The 26,189-nt window shown below is 59.4% G+C and carries 19 protein-coding genes and 1 tRNA gene; 18 read left to right on the top strand and 2 right to left on the bottom strand.

The window, feature by feature from the left end; all coding sequences use genetic code 11:
* Positions 1 to 20: 20 nt before the first annotated feature.
* From HJG53_RS02050 to HJG53_RS02040, 3 genes are all read left to right on the top strand, one after another.
* Positions 21 to 521, top strand: coding sequence for a 2'-5' RNA ligase family protein (locus HJG53_RS02050; RefSeq protein WP_171127519.1), 501 nt, complete (start codon positions 21 to 23; stop codon positions 519 to 521).
* Between the two features lie 56 nt (positions 522 to 577).
* A tRNA-Met gene (locus HJG53_RS02045) sits at positions 578 to 654 on the top strand.
* 190 nt (positions 655 to 844) lie between these two features.
* Positions 845 to 2,170, top strand: a complete 1,326-nt coding sequence (locus HJG53_RS02040; RefSeq protein ID WP_082657688.1) for an integrase arm-type DNA-binding domain-containing protein — start codon at positions 845 to 847, stop codon at positions 2,168 to 2,170.
* 219 nt (positions 2,171 to 2,389) lie between these two features.
* Here HJG53_RS02040 and HJG53_RS18950 read toward each other — a convergent pair whose 3' ends face one another.
* Entirely contained in the window at positions 2,390 to 3,097 is a 708-nt protein-coding gene (locus HJG53_RS18950; protein WP_058454906.1) for a TetR/AcrR family transcriptional regulator, read from the bottom strand.
* 122 nt (positions 3,098 to 3,219) lie between these two features.
* Here HJG53_RS18950 and HJG53_RS02030 point away from each other — a divergent pair, with 122 nt between their 5' ends.
* The 14 genes from HJG53_RS02030 to HJG53_RS01965 all read left to right on the top strand — a co-directional run bounded on the left by HJG53_RS02030 (position 3,220) and on the right by HJG53_RS01965 (position 23,649).
* A complete protein-coding gene (locus HJG53_RS02030) occupies positions 3,220 to 4,638 on the top strand; it encodes an amidohydrolase family protein (protein ID WP_058454905.1) in 1,419 nt (472 codons plus the stop codon).
* A gap of 238 nt (positions 4,639 to 4,876) precedes the next feature.
* On the top strand, positions 4,877 to 7,027 hold the full coding sequence (locus HJG53_RS02025; RefSeq protein ID WP_231729059.1) for a TonB-dependent receptor: 2,151 nt from the start codon (positions 4,877 to 4,879) through the stop codon (positions 7,025 to 7,027).
* A 16-nt stretch (positions 7,028 to 7,043) separates the two neighbouring features.
* The gene (locus tag HJG53_RS02020; protein ID WP_011415055.1) at positions 7,044 to 7,835 is read left to right on the top strand and encodes a cyclase family protein; all 792 of its coding nucleotides are present in this window, start codon (positions 7,044 to 7,046) and stop codon (positions 7,833 to 7,835) included.
* 13 nt (positions 7,836 to 7,848) lie between these two features.
* On the top strand, positions 7,849 to 8,778 hold the full coding sequence (locus HJG53_RS02015; RefSeq protein WP_011415056.1) for a 3-keto-5-aminohexanoate cleavage protein: 930 nt from the start codon (positions 7,849 to 7,851) through the stop codon (positions 8,776 to 8,778).
* A gap of 609 nt (positions 8,779 to 9,387) precedes the next feature.
* Complete coding sequence (locus HJG53_RS02010) at positions 9,388 to 11,931, top strand: TonB-dependent receptor (protein ID WP_058802514.1); 2,544 nt, start codon at positions 9,388 to 9,390, stop codon at positions 11,929 to 11,931.
* 85 nt (positions 11,932 to 12,016) lie between these two features.
* Positions 12,017 to 12,160 carry a hypothetical protein gene (locus tag HJG53_RS02005; protein WP_011415058.1) on the top strand — a complete coding sequence of 48 codons (144 nt, stop codon included), beginning with the start codon at positions 12,017 to 12,019 and terminating at the stop codon, positions 12,158 to 12,160.
* Position 12,161: 1 nt separating this feature from the next.
* Positions 12,162 to 13,586 carry an aldehyde dehydrogenase family protein gene (locus HJG53_RS02000; RefSeq protein WP_067678632.1) on the top strand — a complete coding sequence of 475 codons (1,425 nt, stop codon included), beginning with the start codon at positions 12,162 to 12,164 and terminating at the stop codon, positions 13,584 to 13,586.
* A 76-nt stretch (positions 13,587 to 13,662) separates the two neighbouring features.
* Positions 13,663 to 15,297, top strand: a complete 1,635-nt coding sequence (locus HJG53_RS01995; RefSeq protein ID WP_171127518.1) for a GMC family oxidoreductase — start codon at positions 13,663 to 13,665, stop codon at positions 15,295 to 15,297.
* A gap of 129 nt (positions 15,298 to 15,426) precedes the next feature.
* Positions 15,427 to 16,971: a class I adenylate-forming enzyme family protein gene (locus tag HJG53_RS01990; protein ID WP_026108915.1), complete on the top strand. Its 1,545-nt coding sequence runs from the start codon at positions 15,427 to 15,429 to the stop codon at positions 16,969 to 16,971.
* A 66-nt stretch (positions 16,972 to 17,037) separates the two neighbouring features.
* Complete coding sequence (locus HJG53_RS01985) at positions 17,038 to 17,832, top strand: enoyl-CoA hydratase/isomerase family protein (protein ID WP_054525391.1); 795 nt, start codon at positions 17,038 to 17,040, stop codon at positions 17,830 to 17,832.
* Positions 17,833 to 17,875: 43 nt separating this feature from the next.
* Positions 17,876 to 19,114, top strand: a complete 1,239-nt coding sequence (locus HJG53_RS01980; protein ID WP_011415063.1) for a thiolase family protein — start codon at positions 17,876 to 17,878, stop codon at positions 19,112 to 19,114.
* 37 nt (positions 19,115 to 19,151) lie between these two features.
* The gene (locus tag HJG53_RS01975) at positions 19,152 to 20,297 is read left to right on the top strand and encodes an acyl-CoA dehydrogenase family protein (RefSeq protein ID WP_011415064.1); all 1,146 of its coding nucleotides are present in this window, start codon (positions 19,152 to 19,154) and stop codon (positions 20,295 to 20,297) included.
* 105 nt (positions 20,298 to 20,402) lie between these two features.
* Positions 20,403 to 21,305, top strand: coding sequence for an SDR family oxidoreductase (locus tag HJG53_RS01970; RefSeq protein WP_054525393.1), 903 nt, complete (start codon positions 20,403 to 20,405; stop codon positions 21,303 to 21,305).
* A gap of 190 nt (positions 21,306 to 21,495) precedes the next feature.
* The gene (locus tag HJG53_RS01965) at positions 21,496 to 23,649 is read left to right on the top strand and encodes a TonB-dependent receptor (protein ID WP_254447470.1); all 2,154 of its coding nucleotides are present in this window, start codon (positions 21,496 to 21,498) and stop codon (positions 23,647 to 23,649) included.
* Between the two features lie 164 nt (positions 23,650 to 23,813).
* Here the strand turns inward: HJG53_RS01965 and HJG53_RS01960 are convergent, their stop codons facing one another.
* A complete protein-coding gene (locus tag HJG53_RS01960; RefSeq protein WP_011415069.1) occupies positions 23,814 to 24,863 on the bottom strand; it encodes a LysR family transcriptional regulator in 1,050 nt (349 codons plus the stop codon).
* 32 nt (positions 24,864 to 24,895) lie between these two features.
* Here HJG53_RS01960 and HJG53_RS01955 point away from each other — a divergent pair, with 32 nt between their 5' ends.
* Entirely contained in the window at positions 24,896 to 26,041 is a 1,146-nt protein-coding gene (locus HJG53_RS01955) for a CaiB/BaiF CoA-transferase family protein (protein WP_041685272.1), read from the top strand.
* Positions 26,042 to 26,189 lie beyond the last annotated feature (148 nt).

Here is a 26,189-nt window from a genome sequence, read left to right as displayed (position 1 = left end):
TTGCTCCTGTCGAGGTTCACTTGTCCGCACCGATCATCGTCACCGCTCTGCTCGGCGCAAGCGATTTTGCCTGGGCGGACGGGCTGAGGCGCAGGCATTTTCCGCCCGAGCGCAATCAGGTGCCGGCGCACATCACGCTGTTCCACCATCTCCCGCCGAGCCTTGCGGATGAAGTGCGCGAACAGCTCAAGGCCGAGTGTCGGGCGAAGGCGCCGGCGGCACGGCTGTCGGGCCTGCGCCATCTTGGCCGCGGTGTCGCGTATGTGGTCGACAGCGACCGACTGGCGGCGATCCGGCAGCGCCTGGTCGAGCATTTCACGGGCATGCTGACGCCCCAGGATCAGGCGCCGTGGCGGCCGCACATCACCGTCCAGAACAAGGTCGAACCGAAGGAAGCGAAGGCGTTGCTGGCAGAACTCGAACGGAGCTTCGCGCCGCGTCCGCTGCAGATCGCCGGCCTCGCCAGCTGGTGGTATCGCGGCGGCCCCTGGGAGCCGCTCAGCGAGCACCGCTTCCGCTAGCAGCGACCGTGTTGACCGCCGCCAACCCCTTACCTATAGGCCCGCACCTGCCCTGGGGCGGAGTAGCTCAGTTGGTTAGAGCAGCGGAATCATAATCCGCGTGTCGGGGGTTCAAGTCCCTCCTCCGCTACCATCCCGGATTGTCCACCGGTGGCCCACTGAGGCCACTGGCAGACATTTTTCGAGGAAAATCAAATATTTTTCGCGTCCCGTTGCGTACGCCGGCGTCCCGGTGCGACCCGCTGCGGCCACCCACGGCGATTTGGATTGGGGGTATTTTGGGGGTATTTTTCGGCTGTCCCCAAAACAGGCGATACCCCCAGATGGCTTTGAAAGAACTTGAGGTCAAATACGCCACCAAGCGGCAGCGCCCCTACAAGCTGTCCGATGGAGAAGGCCTGCACCTGCTCGTCCAGCCGAACGGATCGAAGCTCTGGCGCCTGAAATACCGCTTCGACGGCAAGGAAAAACTGCTGAGCTTCGGCAAATATCCGACCGTCACGCTGGCGATCGCCCGCGAGAAGCGGACCGAAGCCAAGCGGCTGCTCGATCAGGGTGAGGACCCCGCCGAGGCCAGGAAGCGGGCGAAGAAGCAGAGGGCCGCGCTCAAGCTGTTCGAAGAGATTGCGCGGGCCTGGCACGCCAATCGTATTGAAGGGCTGGACTCGGCCCATGCCCTGCGCGTCATCAACCGGATGGAGCGCGACGTCTTTCCGGTCATCGGGAAGCGTCCGATCACGGAAATCGACCCGCCCGAGATTCTCGAGATGATCCGCGCGGTCGAAGCGCGCGGCGCCCTCGATATCGCCCGTCGCCTCAAGCAGAACGTCAGCCAGATCTATCGCTTCGCGATCGCGAGCGGCTGGGCGACCATCGATCCGACGCTCGGCCTCAACGATGCGCTCAAGCCCAAGCCGCCCGTCAGGCACATGGCGCGCGTGCCGCTCGCGGAGTTTCCGAAGCTGGTGCGGGCGATCTTCGCCTATGACGGCGAGGACACGCCGCGCCGCCGCGAGATCACCCGTGACGCGCTGCTGTTCACCTTGCTCACATGGGTCCGAACCAGCGAAACCCGCTTCGCGGCCAGGGACGAGTTCGAGGATCTCTATGGACCGAACCCGCTATGGCGTCTGTCGCCGGAGCGCATGAAGATGGAACGTGAGCATCTTGTTCCGCTGTCCCGCCAGGCCGCAATGATCGTTCAGCGCCGCTTGCAGGCGACGAACGATGCGTTCCTCTTTCCCGGAGCCAAGCCTGGAAAGCCTATTTCCGAGAACACCATGATCTATGCCTGCTACCGCATGGGCTATCTTGGCCGGCAGACGGTGCATGGGTTTCGGGGGCTCGGCTCGACCTGGGCGAACGAAGCCGAACGCTACAAGCCCGACTGGATCGAGATGGCGCTCGCCCACGAGGATGAGGACGAAGTGCGCGGCGCCTATAACAGCGCGCTCTATCTCACCCCGCGAAGGCGGATGCTGCAAGATTGGGCCGACGTGATCGACGCGGCAACCGCAGTGTCGGATGTCGAGAAGGATCCTATCGAGTTCTCACAGCTCACGGGCTGTTCTGCGCCCATCCAGCGCTTGCCGCCGAGCGACCGGAGACAGCCGTATTGGCAGCGCCCTCGTTGGGCGGCTTCGCGATAAGCGTCACGGCTCGGAACCGCTGATTAAGAGCGCGGCTTTCCACCATAATTATTATAAACGTCAGTTACTTAGATGCATCCGTGAATAGTGGGACTGAACAATAAGAAGCAGTATCGTATCATATCCTACCATGCCCTACGTCACAAATTCACCTACGTCGGAAGAGCGCCCTCATGGCGGACATTCGTTCAATCAAGCAGGCAATCACGGTGAGCGGCATCAACCATCGAGCTTGCCAATGCCCTGTACCCTAAGACACGATAACAATCCCCCCACGCAAAAGTCCTCCATGGCCTTCAGGGTCACCGAGATGTTCCGTGAAGAAAGTCGCCCACCCGACATGTGATCGATCCGGCGATTGTCGGCGAATGTGTACAGCGTACAGCTCAGAATAAACTGATAGGCCTGCAAGGCATCATCGCGCGATGACTTTGGTTTGATAGATATCATCGCCTCGACATATCGGCGAGATATTTCATCAAATAGCGGTGCAACTATTTCGTCCATCCAGAGTTGCACGCCTGCTATCTGTGAGATGAGGCGACAATAATTCATCCACCCCGGCTCACCGGATTCAAAACGGCTCAAGAGGGGGCCGTAAAATGCGCGGATGAGAAGTCGAGCCGATGCTTCCGGGCGATCTGGATCGAGGTCCAGCTCCGCAAGCCTTCGCAGCCGCTCTTCGTTCAACCACGCGCTGCGGCGTTCTATGACTTCCGTGAACAGCGCTTCCTTGGTTCCAAAATGATAATTCACAGCGGCGAGCCGTGTGGACGCTGCATCCGTTATTTCTCGCACCGAAACGCCGAAATAGCCCCGGTCCGCGAACAGCGACTCGGCGGCGTCCAGGATCTGCTCGCGCAGATCCGGTCGTTCCGTTTGCGGCTTGGAGATTGCCTTTTTTGGCTTAATATCTGGTAATTTCAATCATCTTCTCCCCCAAAAGCGCCCCGAATTGACATGTGAGTGGAACGTTCGTATCACTCGATCAAGGACGCGCAGCCTACGCTGGCTTCCGTCACAAAAATAGATGGTAGGGGAACGAAACTGTGAGACCGATCCTGATCCGTAACGGCTATGTCATCACCGGCGATCCTGCGATCGGCGACGTGCCCAGTGGGGATGTTTTGATCGTGAACGGACGCATCGCTGAGATCGGTCAAAACCTTCACCATGATGAGGCAGAGGAGATCGACGCGACCGGCACGATTGTAATGCCAGGCATGGTCGATACGCATCGGCATACTTGGCAGACTCAGCTACGCGCGATTTGCGCCGACATGAGCCTCATGCAGTATATGCGCTGCATCCGCTTCAACATCTCGCCCGTCTATACGCCAGAAGATGTCTATGTGGGCAATTATATCGGCGCCCTAGAAGCTCTGAACGCCGGGATCACGACGCTCTATGACTTCTCACATACGTCGCACAGTCCGGAACATGCCGATGAGGCCATCCGCGGCCTGCGGGACGCCCGGATTGCTGGCCTCTATGCCTACGGCTTCTATCCAGCACCGGTCGACCGGCCTTATTTTACGAGCGTCGACCAACGCATCGCCGATGCGGAACGGATAAGGACGCAGCATTTTTCGTCGGACGATCAGCGGCTGGGCATGGCGGTCGCGATCACCGAGGTCGGGATGTATCCGTTCGATTCGACGCGTAAGGAGATCATGACAGGCCGCCGACTTGGCGTGCAGCAAACAATTCACACGAACTGTTTCTGGGGCTCCGCTTTTTGCAGCGGTATAGAGGAACTCGCGGCGGCCGGACTCCTTGGACCCGACCAGGTCCATGTGCATTGCAATTCCGTGACAGACAACGAACTTCGCCTGCTCGCCGATAATGGCGCCAAGGTTTCATGCACGCCCGATACGGAACTGCAGATGGGCATGGGCCACCCCTTGATCGGCCGCGCCCACGATGTCGGCATCAAGCCTACACTTGGGGCCGACGTTATCTCCTGCAACGGTGGCGACCTACTCACGCAGGCACGCCTCGGTCTTCAAGACGCGCGCGTCCTGGCCAACGATCCGGTCAATGCGCAAGGTCGGATGCCTGAGGATATCCCATTCAAGGTACGTGACGCGATCGCGTGGATGACGATCAACGGCGCGGAAGCGATGGGTCTTGATCATCGCACGGGATCGCTCACGCCGGGCAAGGATGGCGATATCGTTCTCATCGCGCCCAACGACTTCAACCTCATGCCGCTGAACGACATGGTGGGCGCGGTCGTGCTGCAGGCTAACGTTTCCAACATCGATACGGTGGTCCTGCGCGGCGAGGTCGTGAAGCGCCACGGTCGCTTGACTGGCGTCGACTTCAAGCAGTTGCTCCGCATGGCGGAGGGCTCGCGCGAGCGGATCATGGAGCAGGCCCTGCGTCGCGGTCCGCTCGTTCCGCCGCCCAACACCACGGCAATGGCAGAGATGGAGGAGACCGCGCGCCAGAACCTGGCCGCATAGCGGGGTAGGAAACCAAAGGCGCCGCATGAACCGCGTCGGCGTCCAACGAGGAGGGGATTACGAAATGGATAAGCTTTGGCCGCGCGCCGCGCGGATCGGACTTCTTTTGCCTGCGGTCGTTGGCACAAGCGCTTACGCACAGACTGAGCCGGCTTCATCGGCTGCGAGCACTCCGCAGCCGGAGGCCGTATCGACGCCCGCCGCACAGGATCAGGGCGCCGGTCTTCAGGACATCATCGTGACTGCGCAGAAGCGCAGCGAGTCGGTGCAGAAAATTCCTCTCGCGGTGACGGCCCTATCCGGCAATGACCTCGCGAAGGCGGGCATCAACAGCATCGAGGGTCTGCAGGCCGCCGTCCCCAATCTCAACCTCGGCCAGCAGCTCGGCGTCGCGAGAATCTCGCTGCGCGGCATCGGCCTCGACAACCTCAGCACCGGCGCCGAGGGAAGTATCGCTTTCCACCTCAACAGCGCGTTCATTTCGCGCGGCGCCGCAGCGCTCAGCGCATTCTACGACGTCGATCGCGTGGAAGTTCTGCGCGGGCCACAGGGCACGCTCTATGGCCGCAACGCGACCGGCGGCTCAATCAACCTCATAACGCGCCAGCCCACCGACACGTTTTCGGGTTATGGCGATGTCACGGTCGGCAACTATGGTCGTTTGGCGTTCGACGGCGCCGTCAGCGGCCCGATTGTCTCTGATAAAGTGCTCGCGCGGATCGCTTTCTCGACGGACGACCGCAACGGCTATGGCCGAAACATCACGACCGGCACTAGGATCGACGACACCAATGCCCGTTCGATCCGTGGTACGCTGAAGCTTTTACCCGCCGACGATCTCACCATCACTCTGATCGCCGACTATCATCGAGAAAATGACAACGCGAACGGCTATCATTATTTCGGACCCGCGGGCCAGACTGCCAGCGGCCAGACAATCACACCTTTCGGCATTCAGTTCGGCGGCGTCACCGCAAGCAATCCGCGCGATATCGCAAACGAAGCCGATCCGTTCAACCGGCGCACGATCTGGGGTGTCAGCAGCGAGATTGCATATCGATTCGGCGGCGTCACAGCCAAGTCGATCACGGCCTATCGCAGCACGAAATACATTACCGGATCGGACCTCGATTCCACCAGTTTTCGTCTCGCGCCGATCTTCCAGAACGAAGACGACAAACAGTTCAGCCAGGAGTTTCAGCTCTCGTCCGAATCCGACCGGTTCCGATGGCTGCTGGGGGCATTTTATTTCCACGAAAATGACGCCGGCGCGATCATCATTCCCTACAATGATATTGGCTTCGGCGGTCCCGGCGTCATCCGCCAGGGCTATTATGCCGGCGGGCGTCTCGAGACTGATGCCGGCGCCATCTTCGGGCAAGCGACCTACAATCTGACCCCGGAGATTCACCTCGTCGTCGGTGGCCGTTACAGCATCGAGCGAAAAGGCATTTCCGAACAGCTTCAGTTCGACCTCGCGCGACCCTATTCGCCCGCCAATCCCGTCGCGCCGCTCGCCCAGTGCGGAGCCGATATCCCATCGGTCCCGACCTGCCAACCGCACAAGACCTTCCGATCCTTCACGCCGAAAGTGGCGCTCGAGTATCAAATCACGCCCGACGCTTTGCTCTACGCCTCGGTTTCGCGAGGCTTCAAAAGCGGCACCTACAATGTCGGCGGCGTGCAGCCGCCCGTGAAGCCGGAGAAGGTCACGGCCTATGAAGGGGGCCTGAAATCGGAATTCCTCGATCGGCGGCTCCGCATAAATCTTGCCGGCTTTTATTATGATTACAAGGATCTCCAGGTCGGCAAGGTGGTCAACGCGTCACTCGCGCTGGAGAATGCGGCGACAGCGACGATCTACGGTGCCGAGCTCGAGTTGCGCGCGCGCCCCACGCCCGACTTAGAACTGGGTCTGACCGGCTCCTATCTCAACGCCAAGTTCGACAGTTTCATCAGTATCGATCCCGCGCGACCCGGAGGTGACGGGCGCACCGTCGACCCGGCGACCGGCGCACCGGCTTTCAACAACGCCGGCAACCGCCTGCCGCAAGCCCCCAAATGGACGGTCGACGCCATGGCACAATATACCGTGCGCTCGGACCATGGATCCTTTGCCCTTCGCGGAGAGGTCTTGTGGGTCGATAAGGTCTATTTCAGTGCCTTCAACGTTCCGCAGGTGTCGCAGCCGGCAAAGACCAAGCTCAATGCCTCGCTGATCTACACCGATCCGGGCGATCGCTGGAGCGTGACCGTCTACGGCAAGAATCTCGCCAACAAGACGTACATCTCAAACGCCTTTGTCAGCTCCAGCATCGTGGGATTTGGCGTCAACGGCTTCCTCGAGGAGCCGCGAACCTATGGCGTGACCATCGGGTATAAGTTCTAGCCGGGAATATATTCTCATGATCACGATTCCCACCGCCGAGTCCATCATCGACATTTCGATGCCCATCGAGAATGATATCGTATCGGATCCGGCGGCCTTTCGTCCACGGGTCCGATATTTCGGGCACGATGATACACGAGAACAGATGCTGGCCTTCTTCCCCGGAATGACGGCCAGCGACCTGCCCGATGGCGAGGCCTGGGCGATCGAGCATGTCGAGCTGATCACGCACAACGGCACGCATCTCGACGCACCTTACCATTTTCATTCGACGATGGATGGGGGCAAGCGGGCGATCACGATCGACGAGGTTCCGCTCCACTGGTGCTGCCAACCAGGCGTCAAGCTCGATTTCCGGCATTTCCCCGATGGCTATGTGGTGACCGCCGAGGATGTTCGGGCTGAACTCGATCGGATCGGCGTCAAGCTCAGCCCGCTGACCATCGTGGTCATCAACACGCGGGCCGGTTCGGCCTACGGCACGGATGACTATGTCAACGCGGGGTGTGGAATGGGCCGCGAAGCCACGCTTCACCTGCTTGAGCGCGGTGTCCGGGTGACAGGGACCGATGCATGGTCATGGGACGCGCCGTTCACTTACACGGCGCAGAAATATGCCGAAACCGGGAATGCCGACCTGATCTGGGAGGGGCACAAAGCGGGTCGGGAAATCGGCTATTGCCATCTGGAGAAGCTGCATAATCTCGAAGCGCTTCCATCCTCCGGATTCACCGTGATGTGTTTCCCGACCAAGATCAAAGGCGCTTCGGCAGGCTGGACCCGCGCGGTCGCCGTCCTCGACGATTGAATGGAGTCTGGCCATGAGCAACAAGGTCATCATCAGCTGCGCGGTGACGGGATCGGCGCACACGCCGACGATGTCGGACGCGCTCCCGGTCACGCCCGAGGAGATCGCCGAGCAGTCGATCGCCGCCGCCGAAGCGGGCGCGGCGATCCTGCATCTCCATGCCCGCATCCCCGAGGACGGTAGGCCGACCGGCGATCCCGAGGTCTATGCCCGCTTCCTGCCCGTGATCCGGCAGCGCACCGACGCCGTCATCAACATCACGACGGGCGGTGCGGCCACCATGCCGGTCGCCGAGCGCCTCGCCGCCTCTGCGCGTTTCAAGCCCGAGCTTTGCTCGCTCAACATGGGCTCGCTCAATTTCGCCTTCTTCCCCGCCGCGAAGCGCATCGCCGACTGGAAATACGCGTGGGAGAAGGACTATGTCACCGGCTCCGACGACTATATCTTCCGCAACACCTTCCGCGATATCGAGACGATCCTCACGACGATGGCGGAGGCGGGTACCAAATTTGAGCATGAATGCTATGACGTCGGCCATCTCTACAATCTCGCCCATTTCGTCGATCGCGGCCTGGTGAAGCCACCCTTCTTCGTCCAGATGATCTTCGGCATATTGGGCGGCATCGGTGCCGATCTCGAAAATCTTCATTATATGAAGGAAACCGCCGATCGCCTCTTCGGACGCGGCAATTACCGCTGGTCGGTGCTCGCCGCGGGTAGGCACCAGATGCCCTTTCTGACGCAGGCGGCGTTGCTCGGCGGCTATGTCCGCGTCGGGCTCGAGGACAGCCTTTTCATCGAACGCGGCGTCCTTGCGGCTTCGAATGCCCAGCAGGTCGAGAAGATCAAGCGCATCCTCGCCGAAATGGGTCACGAACCCGCGAGCCCCGCCGAAGCGAGGGAAATCCTCGGTCTCAAGGGCAGTGACCGCGTCGCCTTCTGAGCCGTGCACAGGAAGCAAGCGAATGAGGGCTTCGGTCATCGACCGATTCGGCCGTCCAGACACGGCCCTTTGGCGTGCCTGAGAATCCGTATCGCCAGATGAATTCGTACCTCATCTTCATGATCCAACAACGGCACAATGCACAGCCCGTATACGCGGATGTCGACGGGGCTGCTTTCAAGGCGCGCTGTCGCCGCTCACGGCGACAGAGATGGTGCATTCACGGTCACCCGAATAGCTGATTTCCTTTGCTACTCGGCAAGGGAAAACCGTTGGCACCGCCGATTACACCGATACACCGTTTGGAAAAGCTGGATTGGAACGCCTCGCGCGCGCGCATCCGTCCCGCTGGGCGCGCTCAGCGTGACTATTCCAATGAAGTGTATGGGGTCATTTGCTCCGCCACGAGACGTCGCCGGTGCAGGCTCAACAATCCTCAATCAATGAGTGGAAGGAATAGTTCGCCAACAAATTGAATTGGACGATGAGCCCCAAGGCGCGGCAAATGGCGCCAACTCAAAAAATGCCGTGGGGAGGACAGTCATGGTCACAGCCTTTAGGACAAATTTGCTTTGTGCCACCGCGCTATCGATCGCGTGTGCGCTTGCAGTGCCGGCACATGCCCAGGACGCTGCATCGCAGGGCGAAAAGCCCGAGGCGCAGGAAGGTGGCCTTGAGACAATCGTCGTCACGGCGCAGAAGCGCGAACAGAATTTGCAGGATGTTCCGGCCGCCGTTTCCGCCATAGGCGGCGAGACGCTGCGCACGCGCGGCATCACGGAGACCTCAGACTTGATGGGCGCGATCCCCAGCCTGCAAGTCACCACTCCCTATGGTCGCACCCAACCGAATTTCTCGCTGCGCGGGATTTCAGTGGCGAACGAATTTTCCGCCTCCACTGCGTCGCCGGTTGGCGTCTATGTCGATGAAGTCTATCAGAGCTTCCGGGCGAGCCATGGCCTGCAACTCTATGACATCGACCGGGTCGAGGTACTGCGCGGACCGCAAGGAACACTCTACGGTCGCAACACCACGGGTGGCGCGATCAGCTTCTTCACGCGCAAGCCGGATCTGGGAGAGGCCAATGGCTATCTGACCGCCGGCTATGCCAATTACGACACTTTCACGGTGCAGGGCGCCGCTGAAGCGACGCTGGTTCCCGACATCTTGGGCGTCCGCGTCGCCGGTACTTTTGCAAAAGGGGATGGTTGGCAGCGCAATGTACTGCCTGGGAATGAGCGCGACCTAGGGACCACCGATACGATCGGCGGTCGCATCTCGATCCGCTTCCGGCCCGATCCCGATCTCGACATCAATTTGAAGCTCTATGCCGCGAAGGACGATCCATGGGGCACCGCGCCCTATGCAGGTGGTCAACTCGCGGGCGGGCAGGATGCGCTCGGCTATTCGCGTTACGATCCGCAACCTTTCCTAGGCGGGCGGTTGCTGCGTGACAATGAGGTCGCAGTTGATCGGGTAGGTAAGAACATCAGCAAGTCGAAAGGGATAGCCCTCAACATCAAATGGGATGTCAGCGACCAATTCTCCGTCACCTCGATTACCGGCTACGACACCGGCGACTATATCAACAATCCTGATGATTGCGATGGCGGCCCAGCCGATCTCTGCTCGATCGGCTACACGTCGACGAGCAAGAATTTCAACCAGGATCTGCGTTTCAGCTATTCGAACGACCGCCTCGATATCATTGCCGGCCTTTATTATGGCAGGGACAAGGTCAAGACGGTCAACTACCCGGACTTTTTCGGGGCGCTGAGGCCGCTGCTGCTTGGCGCCGGTCTTCCGGGCAGCTACAATAACGCCGCAATCGGAACGCCCGACGCGATCCGCTATATCCCAGCCTTTGCCGCCAATCCGGCGTTGGGGCCTGGCGATGCCGGATTCTGCGACGCGATCGAGATCAATCCCAACGGCTTCCTTGATGCACGCTCGCTGATTGCACTCCAGACCGACATCGCGATCAATAATACGGGCAATGGCGGCATGGGGGGTAGCTTTTCGGCGGGCTGCGCCGGGGCAGGCGCGCCTCCGTTCACCCCGATCCTCGGCGAACAGCGTTTTGACGTGTCGCGCCCCTCGAAGGCGATCTACGGCGACGTAACCTGGAAAACGACCGAGCGGCTGACCGTGGCGGTGGGTGCACGCTACACCCAGGATAAGGTCAATTACCTTAACGGCAGCACTTTCCTCTATGCGCTCGACGGTACGACGCCGGTTGTCAACCTGATCCCCTACAGCAATCCATACAACCCCAATCTCGCGCCGCTTGAGCAGCGCGAAAAGGCAAACAGGCTAACCGGCCGTATCAATGTCAGCTATGAGTTCGCCGATGATATCATGGGCTATCTCCAGTACAGTCGCGGTTACCGCAGCGGCAGCTTCAACGGGCTTGCCTATCAGGGCGTCAATCAAGTCTATTATATCCAGCCTGAAAAGGTGAATGCATATGAGGCGGGGCTCAAAACCCGGCTGTTCGATCGCCGCGTCCAACTTAACCTCGCGGGCTTCTACTACGAGTATTCGAATCACCAAGTAACGCAGGTGGTTGGCGCTACAACCTTCACGCGCAGCGCCAATGGTCGCCTGTTCGGTGGCGAGGCCGAACTCGCCTGGCAGGTGGCCGATACGTTGCGTTTCGATGCTTCGCTGGGCTATCTCAACAGCAAGTACAAAGGCAATGTGATCGATCCGGCAAACCCGGCAAGCCCGACATTGAACGTCAACGGCAATCCCTTCCCGAACGCGCCGGAGGTTACGTTCCAGGCCGGATTCGACTGGGATATGATCGATGACGGCACCAACAAGCTGACCTTGCGCGGTGATGCGTCCTACATGGGCAAGTACTATTTTGATCCGTTCAAGAATTATGGGCAGACACCGTGCGATACACCCCCAGCGGGATCGAACATAACGCTCGCGGGTAAGGCGATTACATGCGCAAATCCGGGCTACTGGCTCGCCAATGCGCGATTAACCTATGCGCACGACAATATGTCGGTTAGCTTGTGGGCGAAGAATCTGTTCGACAAATATTACTACACCTACGGCCTCAACCTCAACGTGTTCGGCTACGATTATCTGAACCGCGGCATGCCGCGCACTTATGGCGTCGAAGCGACAGTCAAGTTCTGATCGCTGCTGCGACGGGGGCGGCGGGCATCCTCTCCCGCCCGCTGCCCCCGATTTTTCGACCTGACTTTCAGACCGAGGAGCATCCATGATGCGTTCCACCGGCAACGGTCCCTCATTCATCGGCACGGCGTACAGAATCGAGCGCGCTGCGATCACTGAGATCGGCGCAGCTGAAAGCACCGCCCAGGCGAGCAGCGCCGAGCGGCCGGCGCGCCTCCGGACGATTTAACGTGGATGCGTCTTGGAACAGAACTGAGCTGGAACGAATTTTCGCGACCCAACGCGAAGGGACGCGTGAGCAGGTTTCGCGCAGCTACGAAGAACGCATGGACCTGCTCGGGCGCCTTGGCCGGATATTTGAGCAGCACAGAGACGAATTGGTCGATGCCGTTGCCGCCGATTTCGGCATTCGATCCCGCTACGAGACTATCCTGCTCGACCTGATGCTTGGCATATCGGAAATTAAATTTGCGCGCCGCAATCTGAAGACGTGGCTGAGGCCGCGGCGGGTGAAGACTGACATCTTCGGCCTTCCCGGTTCATCGCGCCTGGTCCCCCAGCCCCTAGGTGTGGTGGGCGTTCTCGGCACGTGGAACTATCCGCTCGGCACCATATTCGTTGGCGCGGCCGGTGCATTGGCGGCCGGCAACCGCGTGATCGCAAAGCCGAGCGAAGTTTCCGCCAACGCCGCCGAAGCCAGCGAGCGGCTTGTGCGCCGGTATTTCGCCGAAGAGGAATTCGCGATTGTCCAGGGCGGGCCCGACATGGCACAGGCGATGACGGCCCTACCTTTCGACCATATTCTCTTCACCGGTTCACCCGCGGTTGGCCGCAAAGTCTATGAAGCGGCGGCTGCCAACCTTACACCTGTTACTCTGGAACTTGGCGGCAAATGCCCTGCCATCGTGGGCAAGGGTGCATCGCTTGCACAAGTCTGTGAAAGCTTAGTGTTCGGCAAGCTGCTCAACGCCGGCCAGACCTGCATCGCCGCTGACTATGCCTTCGTCCATGTCGATCAGATGGAAAGCTTCGTCGCCGCACTCCGCGCTCAGGTTGCCAAATGCTACCCCAACGCGGCAAGCAACCCCGATTTCACCAGTATCATCAATGACCGACAGTTCGCGCGGCTCCAAGGTTTGCTCGATGATGCCGAAGCCAAGGGCGCGACGGTGCTCAACCTCTCGGACAACGGCGATGGAACGCTTCCTGAACGGCATCGGATCGTGCCGTTGGCGGTTCTCGACGTTACCGATGACATGGCGATGATGCAGGAGGAGATTTTCGGACCGATCCTGCCGATCATGCCATATCGCTCCGAAGACGATCTCATTCGCTACGTAAACCGGCATGAGCGCCCGCTGGCGCTCTATTATTTTGGCGACGAAAGTGAGGAACGGCGCAAGATCATTTCCGAAACGCACGCTGGCGGCGTGACTCTCAACGGCACGGTCATGCACGTCTTCCAGCGCCGGCTGCCTTTCGGTGGCATCGGACAGAGCGGCATCGGTGCCTATACCGGCGTCGCCAGTTTCGAGCGCTTCACTCATTACAAGCCGGTGTTCTCTCAGCCGAAACTCAGCCTGCTTGGTCAACTTCTGCCACCCTATTCGAGCAAGACCGAAGGACTACTCAACATCTTCGAAAAGATCCTCTGACGTGGCTGCGGCGGTTGATGCTGGCATGTTGCATGACGCCGGGTCGCCAGCATGGGTCGAATGACAAGGGAAGCAAATGGCTGACTATGTAATTATTGGAGGTGGGTCGTCGGGCGGCGTTATCGCCAGCCGGTTGTCCGAGGACCCCGATGTCACCGTTTGCCTGCTCGAGGCAGGCGGCCCAGGCACCTCGCCGCTTGTGTCCACGCCCGGCGCTTTTGCGGCGCTGATCCAAGACTATCGGATCAATACGCTCAACTGGCGGTTCAACACCGACCCTTCAAAGGCGCTCAACGACCGCCGCCTCTACAATCCGCGCGGGAAGATGCTGGGTGGATCGAGCGGTATGAACGGGATGGTCTATATCCGCGGCGACCGGTCGGATTTCGACCACTGGGCCGAACTCGGCAACGACGGCTGGGGTTACAACGATGTCCTGTCCTATTTCCGCAAGGCTGAGAATAATGAGCGCGGTGAGGATGAGTTTCACGGCTCGTCGGGACCGCTTCACGTATCCAACGGCAAGCGCGAATTCGATGTCTATGATGCTTTCATCGAGGCGGCGACTGGACTGGGCCATCAAGCCAATCCGGACTTCAATGGGGCCAGCCAGGAAGGTGTCGGCATCTATCAGTTTACCGTGAAGGACGGGAAGCGCGCCAGCGTGAAGGCGTGTTACCTTGATCCGGTGATGGGCAGGCGCGGCAACCTCCGCGTCGAAGTACATGCCCGCGTCCATCGTATCAGGTTTGAGGGCAACCGCGCGGTGGCAGTCGAGTATTCCCAGGACGGGCAGTTGAAGACGATCCCGTGCGAAAAGGAAGTCATTGTCAGCGGCGGCGCCTATAATTCGCCCCAACTGTTGATGCTTTCCGGTATCGGACCGCGTGATGAGTTGGAGAAGCATGGAATCGAAGTGATTCATGATATTCCCGGTGTCGGCCAGAATCTTCACGACCATCCTGACCTGATGCTGATCTACCAGTCGAAGAAGCGGCTCGGGATCGCACTCAATGTCGTTGGCGCGATCAAGACCGTGCGAGACCTATTCCAGTATCTCACGCAAAGGAAAAGCTGGCTGGCATCGCCGCCCACGGCTGCAGGCGGTTTCTTGCGATCCGCGCCGGGGCAGAACCGGGCGGATTGCCAGGTCCATGTCGTGCCGGTCGCCTATCGCGACCATGCGCGCGACTACAAGCTGATGACGAAATGGGGCTATACGATCATTCTCAATATTGGGCGCCCAAAGAGCCGCGGCTGGGTTGCCTTACATGACTCAAACCCCGAATCCGATCCCAAGATGGACCTCAATCTCTTGAGTCATCCCGACGACCTCAAGACGTTGCGCAATGCCTTCCGTGTCGTGCAGGAGATCCTGCATTCGGATCGCATGAAGGCGATGATGAAACGGCCTCTCTATCCTGACCGCTACCTTGAAACTGATGAAGAGATCGACGCCTATATCCGGGCAGAAGCCAATCATGCTTATCATCCGGTGGGAACATGCAAGATGGGCACCGACGAGATGGCGGTGGTCGACAACCGCCTGCGCGTTCACGGCCTCGCAAATATCCGCGTGGCCGATGCCTCGATCATGCCATCAGTCGTCAACGGCAACACCAATGCAACCTGCATCATGATCGGCGAGAAAGCCGCCGACATGATCCGGCACGATAATATGAGCAGCAAGAATAGCATCGCAGAATATTGAATTGGACGATTGGATCAATGCTGCAGACACAGATGCTTACGAAAAGAAGTCCGGAGAGGCCTATCGCATGTCAGTTTATTATGTGTCGACTGCGCCATTGTGGGCGAGCGCCTTAGAGGAGCGCGGCTGATGGACGTCCGTACGCAAATACGTCGCGCCGCACGTTATTTCGCCCAGCAAGAGGCTCTCGTTCACGGCCACAGGCGGTTGACTTTCTCGGAAGCCTGGTTGCGCGGCGTGAAGCTCGCAAATGCTCTTGCGGAGTGCGGCCTTCAACCGGGTGACCGGATTGCTACGCTGGAGAAGAACTCCATCGAGGCCGCCGACATCATACTGGCGGCTGCCATTGGAAACTATACGCGTGTTCCTCTCTATGCGCGCAACCGATGTGAAGCGCACGCCCATATGATCGCGAGTACCGGATCTCGGTTGGCGCTGGTCGATGAGGCATTGGCTTCGGAGTTGGCGGGGCTGGATGCCCAAGCTCCGACGCTTGAGCGGATCATTATCCGCGATCACAACTATGAGAATTGGTTGGCGACAGCCTCGGACCGGGATCCCGATCCCGTCGTCGCGCCGGAGGACTATTGTGTCATCCGCCACACCGGCGGCACGACGGGCAAACCCAAGGGCGTTGCCTATCGGCACCGTTCATGGATGACGATCTCCGCCGCATTTTTCAGCATCGGCCCCCAAGTGGCTCCAGGGGATGCCATTCTGCATGTCGGCCCGTTGTCCCATGCATCGGGCTTCCTGTTCGTGCCGGCCTGGTATTGCGGCGCCCGCAACGTGATGATGGACGGCTTCGATCCAGCGTCCTTTCTTGACACTCTCGAGCAGGAACGGATCAGCCATGCCTTTGTAGCCCCCACCATGCTCAATGCCATAGTGCATCACGACGGGGCATATGGCCGCCACTTTCCGAATTTGAAGTTTCTGCTGAGTGCTTCAGCGCCGATCTCCGAGCCGACGCTTCGCAAGTCGTGCCAGATATTCGGGAATCATGTTCTTCATTCGGGCTATGGACAGACCGAAATCCTGCCCATCGCGTCTATGGGGCCCAACGAGTGGTTCGGCGAATTTGAAGGTTCTGCCCCAATTCGGGCGGTCGGACGTCCCATGAGCGGCGCCGATATCGAAATCCGTAACGAGGACGGAAAGGTGCTGGGACCAAACGAGCCCGGCGAGATCGTCGCACGGTTCGAAAATGGCCAGATGGAGGAATTCTGGAACGATCCGGAGGAAACCGCCCGGCGCATGGAAGATGGCTGGGTCAAAACCGGCGATGTCGGCATGATCGACACAAACGGATTTTTGTATCTGCTCGATCGCAACAACGACATGATCGTGTCAGGCGGCTTCAATATCTATCCCACCGAAATCGAAAACGTAATTGCCGACCATCCCGGTGTACTCGAGGTCGCGGTCTTTGGCGTGCCCCATGAAAAATGGGGTGAAACGCCGCTTGCAATGGTGCGTGTCAAGCCCGGAGCACAAATCACGGAGACCGAGATAATAGATTTGGTGCGCCAGCGTCTGGGCTCCGCAAAAAAGCCAAGCAAGGTCGTTTTTACCGCCGAGCCACTGCCGTTGAGCAATGTCGGAAAGGTGCTTCGTTCAAAGCTTCGAGAGCCCTATTGGGCGGGCCAGGACCGGCGCATTTCGGGGGCATGACCGACGCAGCCATCCTAGCCACATCCTCTATTCCGGTGACCGCCTGCCGGCGCGCGGGAGACTGCAATGGATTATGAATACATCCTGGTTGAGCAACGCGGCCCAGCGCTTTGGGTGACCCTCAACCGGCCGGCAGCGTTGAACAGTCTGTCGTTGGCTTTGGCCGAGGAACTAGCCGCAGCGATCGAGGCAGCGGAAGCAGATGCGACGGTGCGCGCTTGCATTCTTACCGGCGCCGGACGGGCGTTTTGCGCTGGCGCGGATCTGCTCGCAATTGGCGATGGAACAGGCGGACAAACTCTCGCCGAACGCTTAAATCTGTTTCTGCCGCGGCTCGGTCAGGCTTTTAACAGGATCGAGACGTCGCGCCTTCCGATAATTGCGGCGGTCAACGGCCTTACGCTCGCCGGCGGCTTGGAACTGGTGTTGTGCTGTGATCTCGTCATTGCCGCGCACCCGGCCAGATTTGGCGACGCCCATGCAAATTACGGCCTGTTGCCCGGCGGTGGAGGGTCGGTTCGACTCCCTAGGAAGATCGGCGAAGCGCGTGCGAAACATCTGATGATGACCGGCGGGACCATCTCGGCTGCCGAGATGAAGGAAGCCGGACTCGTGACCCAACTGGTTGCTCCCGAGGATCTCATTGCGGCAGCGCAAGCGCTGGTAGAATCTCTTGCAGAAAAGAGCCGGCCAGGGCTCGCCTACATGAAGCAGCTAGTCCGCGCTGCGCAGGATAGCTCGCTCGAAGTCGGGCTGCGTCAGGAACTCGAAGCCATGGCTGCTTACGCCTTGTCCAACGACATTGTCGAAGGACTGGCGGCATTCCGGGAGAAGCGGAAGCCCGATTTTTCCGACCGGTGAGACCTGATCGGATGCGGAACACATTGGAAGAATGGATCAACGAATGACCGACATATTCGTCATGGGGGTTGGGATGACCCCGTTCGGAAAACAGTTCGACAAGAGCCTGAAAATGCTCTGCGCCGAAGCTTCGTCGCAGGCCTTTTCCGACGCAGGATGCACCGCCGGCGATGTCGAAGCCATCTTCTTCGGCAATTGCGTCCAGGGGCATATGGAGGGCCAGGACATGATCCGCGGCGAAATCGTGGCGCGAGCGATGGGCATCTCAAGCGTTCCCGTGGTGAATGTCGAAAACGCATGTGCGACGGCTTCCACGGCCTTGCACATGGCCGCCGCCTATGTTCGATCGGGGGCAGCGGATGTCGTACTCGCGCTCGGCGCGGAGAAGATGTACTCGCCCGACAAGGCGCTCATGTTCAGTGCATTCGATGGCGCTTGGGACGTGCATGAAACCGAGTCGGGCCGCGCGCAGCTGCTGGCCATGGGCAATGGCGTCGATGTTCCGGAAGGAACGACATCGAGTCAGCCTTACAGCGTTTTCATGGATGTATACGCCGCGATGGCACGCGCGCACATGAAGACCTACGGCTCGACGCAAGCGCAAATCGCGGCCGTCTCGGCGAAAAATCACATGCATTCGACGCGCAATCTGCTTGCCCAGTATCGCCTCCCATATACCGTCGAAAGTGTACTCGCTGCGCCTCCGATCGTTTACCCGTTCACACTGCCGATGTGCTCTCCGATCAGCGACGGCGCCGCCGCTGCGATCATCTGCAGCGAAGCCGGTCGGCGCAAACTGTCGGCAGCCCCGGACAGGGCGCTAAGAATCCTGGCGTCTGTGCTGCAAACCGGCGCCGCGCGCGATCCCTTTGATTATGACCACCATGTCAGCCGCCTTGCGGCGAACCGGGCCTATGCGATGGCCGGCGTGGGGCCAGAAGATATTGGCGTCGCGGAGGTGCATGACGCCACGGCGGTTGGCGAGATCATTGAAATCGAGGCGCTCGGCCTGACGCCGCCTGGCGAGGGCGGACTCGCGGCAGAGCGCGGTGAGACGGCGCTGGGTGGGCGTATTCCGGTAAACACGTCGGGCGGGCTTGAATGCAAGGGACATCCGATCGGCGCCACCGGGCTCGGCCAAATCTACGAGCTTGCGCTGCAATTGCGCGGCGAGGCGGAAGATCGACAGGTTCCGAATGCCCGGTTCGCGATCGCGCAGAACGGCGGAGGTGTCATCGGGGTGGAAGAGGCGGTGGTCGCCGTCACGATCCTGGGCCGGTAGTTGTCAGAGCGCGCCTAGGGAAACACGGGGTCACGATATGAACTTTGAGCTGTCCGATGAACAACGCATGGCGGTGGAAACCGTCCGCCGCTTTCTCGACAACAAGCTTGAGCCGGAAATCCGCCGGCATGGGGAGCGGTTCATCCCCAAACCGCTCATGAAGGAATGGACTCAAGCACTGACCGGCTATGGCCATATTACCGCACCGCATCAGGAGCAATGGGGCGGGCTTGATATGGGATGGCTCACTCATCTGCTCATTTTCGAGGAGATCGCCTATTCCTCGCTCGATGTGGCCATACCCGGCTTCATCAACGCGGTTGGCGCAGAACTCATCCGCCGCTTCGCCCCGGAGACGATCAAGCAACGCTATCTTGCCGACCTCGTCGCGGCCGAGAAGTTCGTTTCGCTCGGCATCTCGGAGCCCGATGTCGGCTCGGACGTCGCCGCCATCAAGACACGCGCCGTACGAGACGGCGATTTCTGGGTCATCAATGGCGAAAAGACCTGGATCACCAACGGAGCCTACTCGGACATCTTCATCTGTACGTGCAAGACTGGCGAAAATGAAGTCACTCACATCCTGGTCGATCGTGACGAGAGTGAGTATGAGGTGCGCGATATCCAGAAGATGGCGCTCAACGGCCAATCGACTGCACAGATATTCCTGACCGAATGCCGCGTACCGGTGGCAAACACGATCGGCCGGGTCGGCGATGGATTGCGCAATACGTTGCAAGTGTTCGAGATTGCCCGCTGCCATATGGCGATGTGGAGTATCGGCATCGCACGGCGAGCAATGGATGAGGCGATCGCGTACGCTCGCGATCGCGCGCAGCATGGCAAGAAGATCGCCGGCCATCAGCTGATCGCCGACAAGATCGCCATCATGGCGACCAAGATCGACGCAGCCCGTCTGTTGACGCACCGGGCAATATCCCTCGTCCAGGCGGGCACGCGCGCAGAGACGGAATGCTCGATGGCCAAGTGGTACGCCACCGAAATGGCGATCGAAGCGACGCGCGATGCGCTTCAGATCCATGGCGGCAACGGCGTCACCCGCGAATTCATCGTCGAGCGGCTGGTGCGTGAGGCGATCATTTGCCCCATCCCCGATGGCACGACGGAGATTCAAAAGCTTGTTGTTTCGCGCGCCCTGACCGGCATTCAAGCCTTTCGGTAAGGCTCAGACGAAAACGACAGCGTCGACGGAAATGGAGCCGCGTGCCTGACTCGCACAGGATCAAATGCGCAGATGCGTCGCTCAGGTAAAAGAGGCAGACAAGCGATGGACGAAGAGCTTCGTTTCGATGGCAGGGTAGTGGTTGTGACCGGAGCCGGAGGCGGACTTGGGCGCCAGTACGCGCTGATGTTTGGCGGGCGCGGAGCCAAGGTGGTGGTGAATGATCTGGGTGGCGACGAGAAAGGGAGCGGCAGCTGCTCCACAGCCGCTGACAATGTGGTCGACGAAATTCGAGCCACGGGCGGTCAGGCGGTGGCAAATTATGCGTCGGTCGAGGAGGGCGCGCTGATCATCCAAGCCGCGCTTGACAACTTCGGAACCGTTGACGTCGTCATCAACAATGCCGGCATCCTGCGCGATGTGAGCTTCCACAAAATGACCGACGAAGACTGGACACTGCTTCAGCGGGTCCATCTGAATGGGACGCGGGCAGTGACGCAGGCAGCATGGCCGATACTGCGCGACAAGGGCTATGGCCGCATCGTCATGACCACGTCTGCAGCCGCAATCTACGGCAACTTCGGTCAGGCCAACTATGCCGCAGCCAAGCTCGGAATATTGGGGCTTGCGAACGCGCTGGCGGAGGAGGGGCGGTCCAGAAACATCCAGGTTAATACGATCGCCCCAATCGCCGCATCGCGTATGACCGCGACCGCCTTTCCACAAGAGTTTCTCGCCAATCTCAGAGCGGAAGCGATCAGTCCATTGGTCGGTTGGCTTGCGCACGAGAATTGCAGCGAAACCAAAGGGCTTTTTGAAGTTGGAGCCGGCTATATCGCCAAGCTTAGGTGGGAGCGCGCGCTTGGGCACGCCTTCGGAGCGGACAGGGCGTTCACGCTCGATGATGTCGCCCGGCACTGGGGTAGAATTGTCGACTTCACGGATGCCGAGCACCCGCTCGGGCTGAATGACAGCCTTGAGGCGGTAGAACGGGCGCTGAGAGCGTAATCAACCCAATGAATTACCATGATATTTTTGAGCGGCCGTCGGGCTGCCGATGGCGTCGTGCCGCCGCCAGATATCGATGAGCAGCAGGAATAGTTCTGCAGCGAATTGAATTGGACGACGGCCCTCAAATGCCGCCAAACGGCATGAACTACACAATATCTCCTGGGAAGAGAGGATCAGCCATGAGAGGATGTCTATTGGCGTCTGCCGCGTTGTTGTGCTCGGGAAAAATTTTGCCCAGGAAGCAACGCCCCAGGCGAACGACCAAACCGGGAGCGCCACGGAAGCGCTGGCTGAGGACATTGTCGTTACCGCCACCAAAAAGGGCTATGGCGAAAGCGTGCAGAAAGTACCGATGGCGGTCACGGCTTTTGGTGAAGCGCAGTTGGATGCCAAGTTCGTCCAGAATCTTCAAAGTCTGAGCTACGACGTTCCCAACGTCCAGCTCGAGGATGTGGGTACGGCACCGGGCTATGCCAATTTCACTATCCGGGGCCTCGGCATCAACAGCACGATCCCATCGATCGACCCCACCGTAGGCGTTTTCACTGACGGTATTTACCTCGGCATCAACGCTGGTGTCGTGCTGGACAACTTCGACCTTGAGGGGATCGAAGTTCTGCGTGGACCGCAAGGCTTGCTTTTCGGTCGCAACGTTACCGGCGGTGCCGTGGTTGTGCGGACCACACGGCCCAGCTTCGATTTTGGAGCCAAAGCCAAGCTATCCATTGAAACGGGACTGAAGAAGACCGTAAGCGGCACGGTTACCGGACCTATCGTCGATGACGTTTTGGCTGCCAAATTGGCCGTCTACTACAGCGACGACAATGGCTGGTTTCGCAACCGCTTCGACAATCGCAGCTTCGGTAAATCACATGACCTTATCATTCGCCCGGCACTTTCGCTCAAGGGTGGCGACCGCTTCCGAATGGATCTCCGCTATGAGCATGGCGATGTCGAAAGCGATGGAGCCCCTGTCCAGAGTCACGCGCTGTTTCCCCGCGACAGCTTCAGGTTTTCGATCAATTTCCCAGGTTTCTATGATGCCAAATGGGACCAGGCGATCGTGGAAACCAACATCGATGTCGGTCTGGGCGGAGGCGTCTTCACCAACATCGCTGGCTATCGGAAATTCCGATCCTCCGCGGGCGCTGATATCGATGGAACACCACAGTCCTTCTTTCATGCCTTTTTCGAAATCGACCAGGATCAGCTCAGCGACGAACTTCGTTATGCCGGAAGGTTCGGTGACGTCGAATTGACAACCGGTCTATACTATTTTTCCCAGGATCTTCGTTACGCCGAGCTGCGGAATCTTTTGGGCGGTGCTCGGATCGTTTCCGGTGGGGGTACGCAAGACCAGACAACATGGGGCATTTTTGCTTCGACCGACTGGCATTTCACCGATACGCTGACCTTGAATCTCGGCGCGCGGTATAGCTGGGAACGCAAAGCCGTTCGGGTCTCGGCCTTGCGCGCAAATGGTTGCAATCTAGACACGCTGATCTGTGCAACCAATTTCGCCGACGCGGCAAAATGGCGAGGGTTTACGCCGAAAATCGGCCTTCAGTGGAAGCCGGATGACGACACGCAGATTTATGGCCTTTACACGCGCGGGTTCCGCAGCGGCGGATATAATTTGCGCAACACCGATCCCGCTGTGCCGCCGGGGCCATTCAATCAAGAGACCCAGGACAGTTTCGAACTCGGCGCCAAGAAGCAATTCGGGCGCCACCGGATCAACCTGGCGGCCTTCTACAATCGCATGAAGGACCTGCAGCGCGAGATCAACCTGCCCGGACCGCTTGGCGTCAGCCAGGTCATACGGAACACCGCCGACGCCACAATCAAAGGCGTCGAGGCCGAGGGGCAGTTTTTTCTTTTGTCCAACCTCGTGATTTCGGGTCAGCTCGGCTACGTGAATGGCCAGTATCGCAACGTCCAGTTCGACCTCAGCGGTGATGGCGTCATCAACGATGTGGATCGTGCGCTCAAATTGCCAAGGCTGTCGCCATGGACCTATGGCGTGGGGCTGACTTATGATCAGCAGCTTGGCGAATTGGGGACAGCAACGGCGCGTGTCAGCTTCACGCATCGCGACAAGGCGGCATTCACCGACAACAACGTCGGCTTCCTTCAGGGCGCCGATATGCTCGATGCGAGCCTCACATTGGCGACCGACAACAAGCACTGGCGCTTCTCCATCTATGGCCGAAACCTCCTGAATGAGGTGACGATTGGCGGCGATACACCTTTGCCGGCGGCCTTCGGGGGCACGGGTGCAAGCCTTTCACCGCTAAACAGGGGGCGCGTCATCGGCGGAGAAGTGGCGATTAGCTTCTAGGCCATTTTCGAGGCGAGTGGAATCACCCGCCAACTCGGAAAATGCCCAAGATCAATTTGCTAGAGCATTTCCTGCCGGAAAGCCGGTTCCCACTTCTGCGCGAAATGCTCTAGCTGATCGCGACGGATGCAGCGGATTTCCGATCGCACCCCGCCCCCTTGCCGTTAATCCGATGGTGCGGTGCGCCATGCCTGACGAACAAGGCTGACGAGCGCACGGCCAGCCGGTTTTACCTGCCAGCGGCTACGCACAGCATAACAAAGCGTCAATGGATCGAATAAACCGATTCCCTCCAAGGCCACGAAATTGGCGCGAAACCATGAGTTCTCGGTGAACTGTTTTGCAACCATCCCGATAGCATCGGATGTGGCAACGATCCGTCGAACCAATTGAAAATAGTCTGTCATGTGGATCCAGTCAGCGGGACGCTTACCGCTTTTTTCGTACATCTGCTGAATGATCGATGTGTAGGGTTCGGAAGATGAGGGCACTACGAATTCGAACTGGACCAGCGGCTCCTTGCTGGTCGGGTTTATCCCCAGAATGGGATGATTGTTCCGCACAAAAGGCAGTATTTCGATCGAGGCGACCCGCTCGCACTTGAATTCCGGCCAGCGTGCAAAGGCCGCTTCAAGTCCAAAGGCGACATCGATATCGCCGCGCGACAGGAGTCGCACGCCCCTTTCGCTGTTGCCCGAAACGACTTCGACGCGCACTGCCGGATGGCGCCGCAGCAAAGAAACCAGAGGTTGGGTGAGCAACCAGTCGATTGACCCTGGGAACAGTCCGATTCGAAGCGGGCCCGCATAGGCGTCGGCGCGGCGGGCTGTATCTCCGAGTAGTTCAGCTGCGTCGGCAAGCAAGCGCGCTGCGCGATCGATAAATTCGCGTCCCTCCTCTGTCGGCATCGCGCCCCGTGAGGTCCGATGGAAAAGGGAATAGCCAAGATACCGTTCGAGTTCAGCGACACTCTTGGTCACCGCCGACTGCGTGACACCAACCGCATCCGCTGCCCTGGAGAAGGAACGAAGCTGACCAACCGCGACGGCATGCTTGAGGCGAGAATCGAGCATGGACATGCCCCACAGGAATAATTGCTCCAGAGAATGAATTAGGCGAATCAAGGTCATTTTGCCAATCTTACTTTCGACACTGCCGCCCAGCACGACTGCAACCCGTCTCGAAATCTGGAGCGGCGAAACGGCCTGGATCAAAGCGCCAAGGTCTCAGACGCAGGTATGCCTGAATGACGAAAACTGGTCCGCTTGCAGGCCTCAAAATACTCGAAATTGCGGGCATCGGCCCGGCGCCGTTTTGCGGAATGCTGTTGGCCGACCTTGGCGCCGATGTCGTCGTCATTGAACGCGTAAGCCCTAACTCCGAAAATATCGATCTTGGCAGCGGCGCCATTGTGAACCGCGGGAAACGTGTAATTGCCTTGGATCTGAAGTCCCCCGAAGGCGTCGCGCATGTCCTGGATCTCGTCCAAAGGGGCGATGTACTGATCGAAGGCATGCGGCCTGGGGTGATGGAGAGGCTCGGCCTTGGTCCCGAGGTTTGCCTAGCGCGTAACCCCCGCCTTGTATTCGGTCGCATGACGGGTTGGGGGCAGCAGGGACCTCTCGCCCAAGCGGCCGGCCATGACATCAACTATATCGCGCTGTCAGGAGCCCTTTGGTATGCTGGGCATCCTGGTGAACCGCCAATGGCGCCGCCAAGCCTGGTAGGCGATATTGGGGGTGGAGCGCTTTATTTGGCCATCGGCGTCCTCGCAGCGGCAATGCACGCCCGGGATACCGGGAATGGGCAAGTGGTTGACGCCGCGATCGTCGATGGGAGCGCTCACATGATGAACTTGCTCCTGAGCCTGAAGGCCGCCGGCCAGGTTGCCAGCATACGCGGCTGCAGCATCCTTGACGGCCCTCACTGGTACTCGACCTATCGGTGCGCCGACGGGAATTTCATCTCAGTCGGATCACTCGAGCCCAAGTTCTATGCGCTGCTTTGCAAAAAGCTGGGGTTGGCCGGCGATAGCAGTTTTGACGACGGCTATGATCGTGATGCCTGGCCCGAGCTCAAGCAGCGTTTTAGCGAGATATTCGCCATGCGGACACGGGAAGAATGGCGCGCACTGCTGGAAGGCAGCGATGCCTGCTTTGCCCCCGTGCTTGATCCGGACGAAGCGGCGCGCCATCCTCATATGGCAGCGCGAGGCGTCTATCGGGAGATCGACAATATCCTTCAGGCAATGCCGGCGCCACGTTTTTCGGGCTCGTCACTACCGATCCCCGGACCGATCCCGCTGCATCATGAAGATCCGAGTACAATTCGGCGGGGCTGGAGCAAACCGGACCGCTGCGGGATTACCGCCAGAACCGACTGTTGCGAGTAGTCGGTTGGCATGGTGGGCGGCCAGCGGCCCGACACGAACGGTGATTTCATAACTATGAACCAATGCGACGCTCCGCTTCGCTGCATTCAAATCAAAGGAGACAACGACACACAGGCACGTCAAACTATCCGATGATTCCTGTACGCCA

Source organism: Sphingomonas sp. ID1715 (genome assembly GCF_013044515.1).
Lineage (GTDB): Bacteria > Pseudomonadota > Alphaproteobacteria > Sphingomonadales > Sphingomonadaceae > Sphingomonas_B.
Note: the sequence above shows the minus strand (reverse complement) of the source record. Positions and strands in the feature narration are given on the sequence as shown.

Bases quoted from the DNA above. Each gene is read 5' to 3' on its own strand.
- HJG53_RS02040 (WP_082657688.1), top strand. From the start codon at position 845: ATGGCTTTGAAAGAACTTGAGGTCAAATACGCCACCAAGCGGCAGCGC.
- HJG53_RS02020 (WP_011415055.1), top strand. From the start codon at position 7,044: ATGATCACGATTCCCACCGCCGAGTCCATCATCGACATTTCGATGCCC.
- HJG53_RS02015 (WP_011415056.1), top strand. From the start codon at position 7,849: ATGAGCAACAAGGTCATCATCAGCTGCGCGGTGACGGGATCGGCGCAC.
- HJG53_RS02005 (WP_011415058.1), top strand. From the start codon at position 12,017: ATGATGCGTTCCACCGGCAACGGTCCCTCATTCATCGGCACGGCGTAC.
- HJG53_RS01995 (WP_171127518.1), top strand. From the start codon at position 13,663: ATGGCTGACTATGTAATTATTGGAGGTGGGTCGTCGGGCGGCGTTATC.
- HJG53_RS01990 (WP_026108915.1), top strand. From the start codon at position 15,427: ATGGACGTCCGTACGCAAATACGTCGCGCCGCACGTTATTTCGCCCAG.
- HJG53_RS01985 (WP_054525391.1), top strand. From the start codon at position 17,038: ATGGATTATGAATACATCCTGGTTGAGCAACGCGGCCCAGCGCTTTGG.
- HJG53_RS01980 (WP_011415063.1), top strand. From the start codon at position 17,876: ATGACCGACATATTCGTCATGGGGGTTGGGATGACCCCGTTCGGAAAA.
- HJG53_RS01975 (WP_011415064.1), top strand. From the start codon at position 19,152: ATGAACTTTGAGCTGTCCGATGAACAACGCATGGCGGTGGAAACCGTC.
- HJG53_RS01970 (WP_054525393.1), top strand. From the start codon at position 20,403: ATGGACGAAGAGCTTCGTTTCGATGGCAGGGTAGTGGTTGTGACCGGA.
- HJG53_RS01965 (WP_254447470.1), top strand. From the start codon at position 21,496: ATGTCTATTGGCGTCTGCCGCGTTGTTGTGCTCGGGAAAAATTTTGCC.
- HJG53_RS01955 (WP_041685272.1), top strand. From the start codon at position 24,896: ATGACGAAAACTGGTCCGCTTGCAGGCCTCAAAATACTCGAAATTGCG.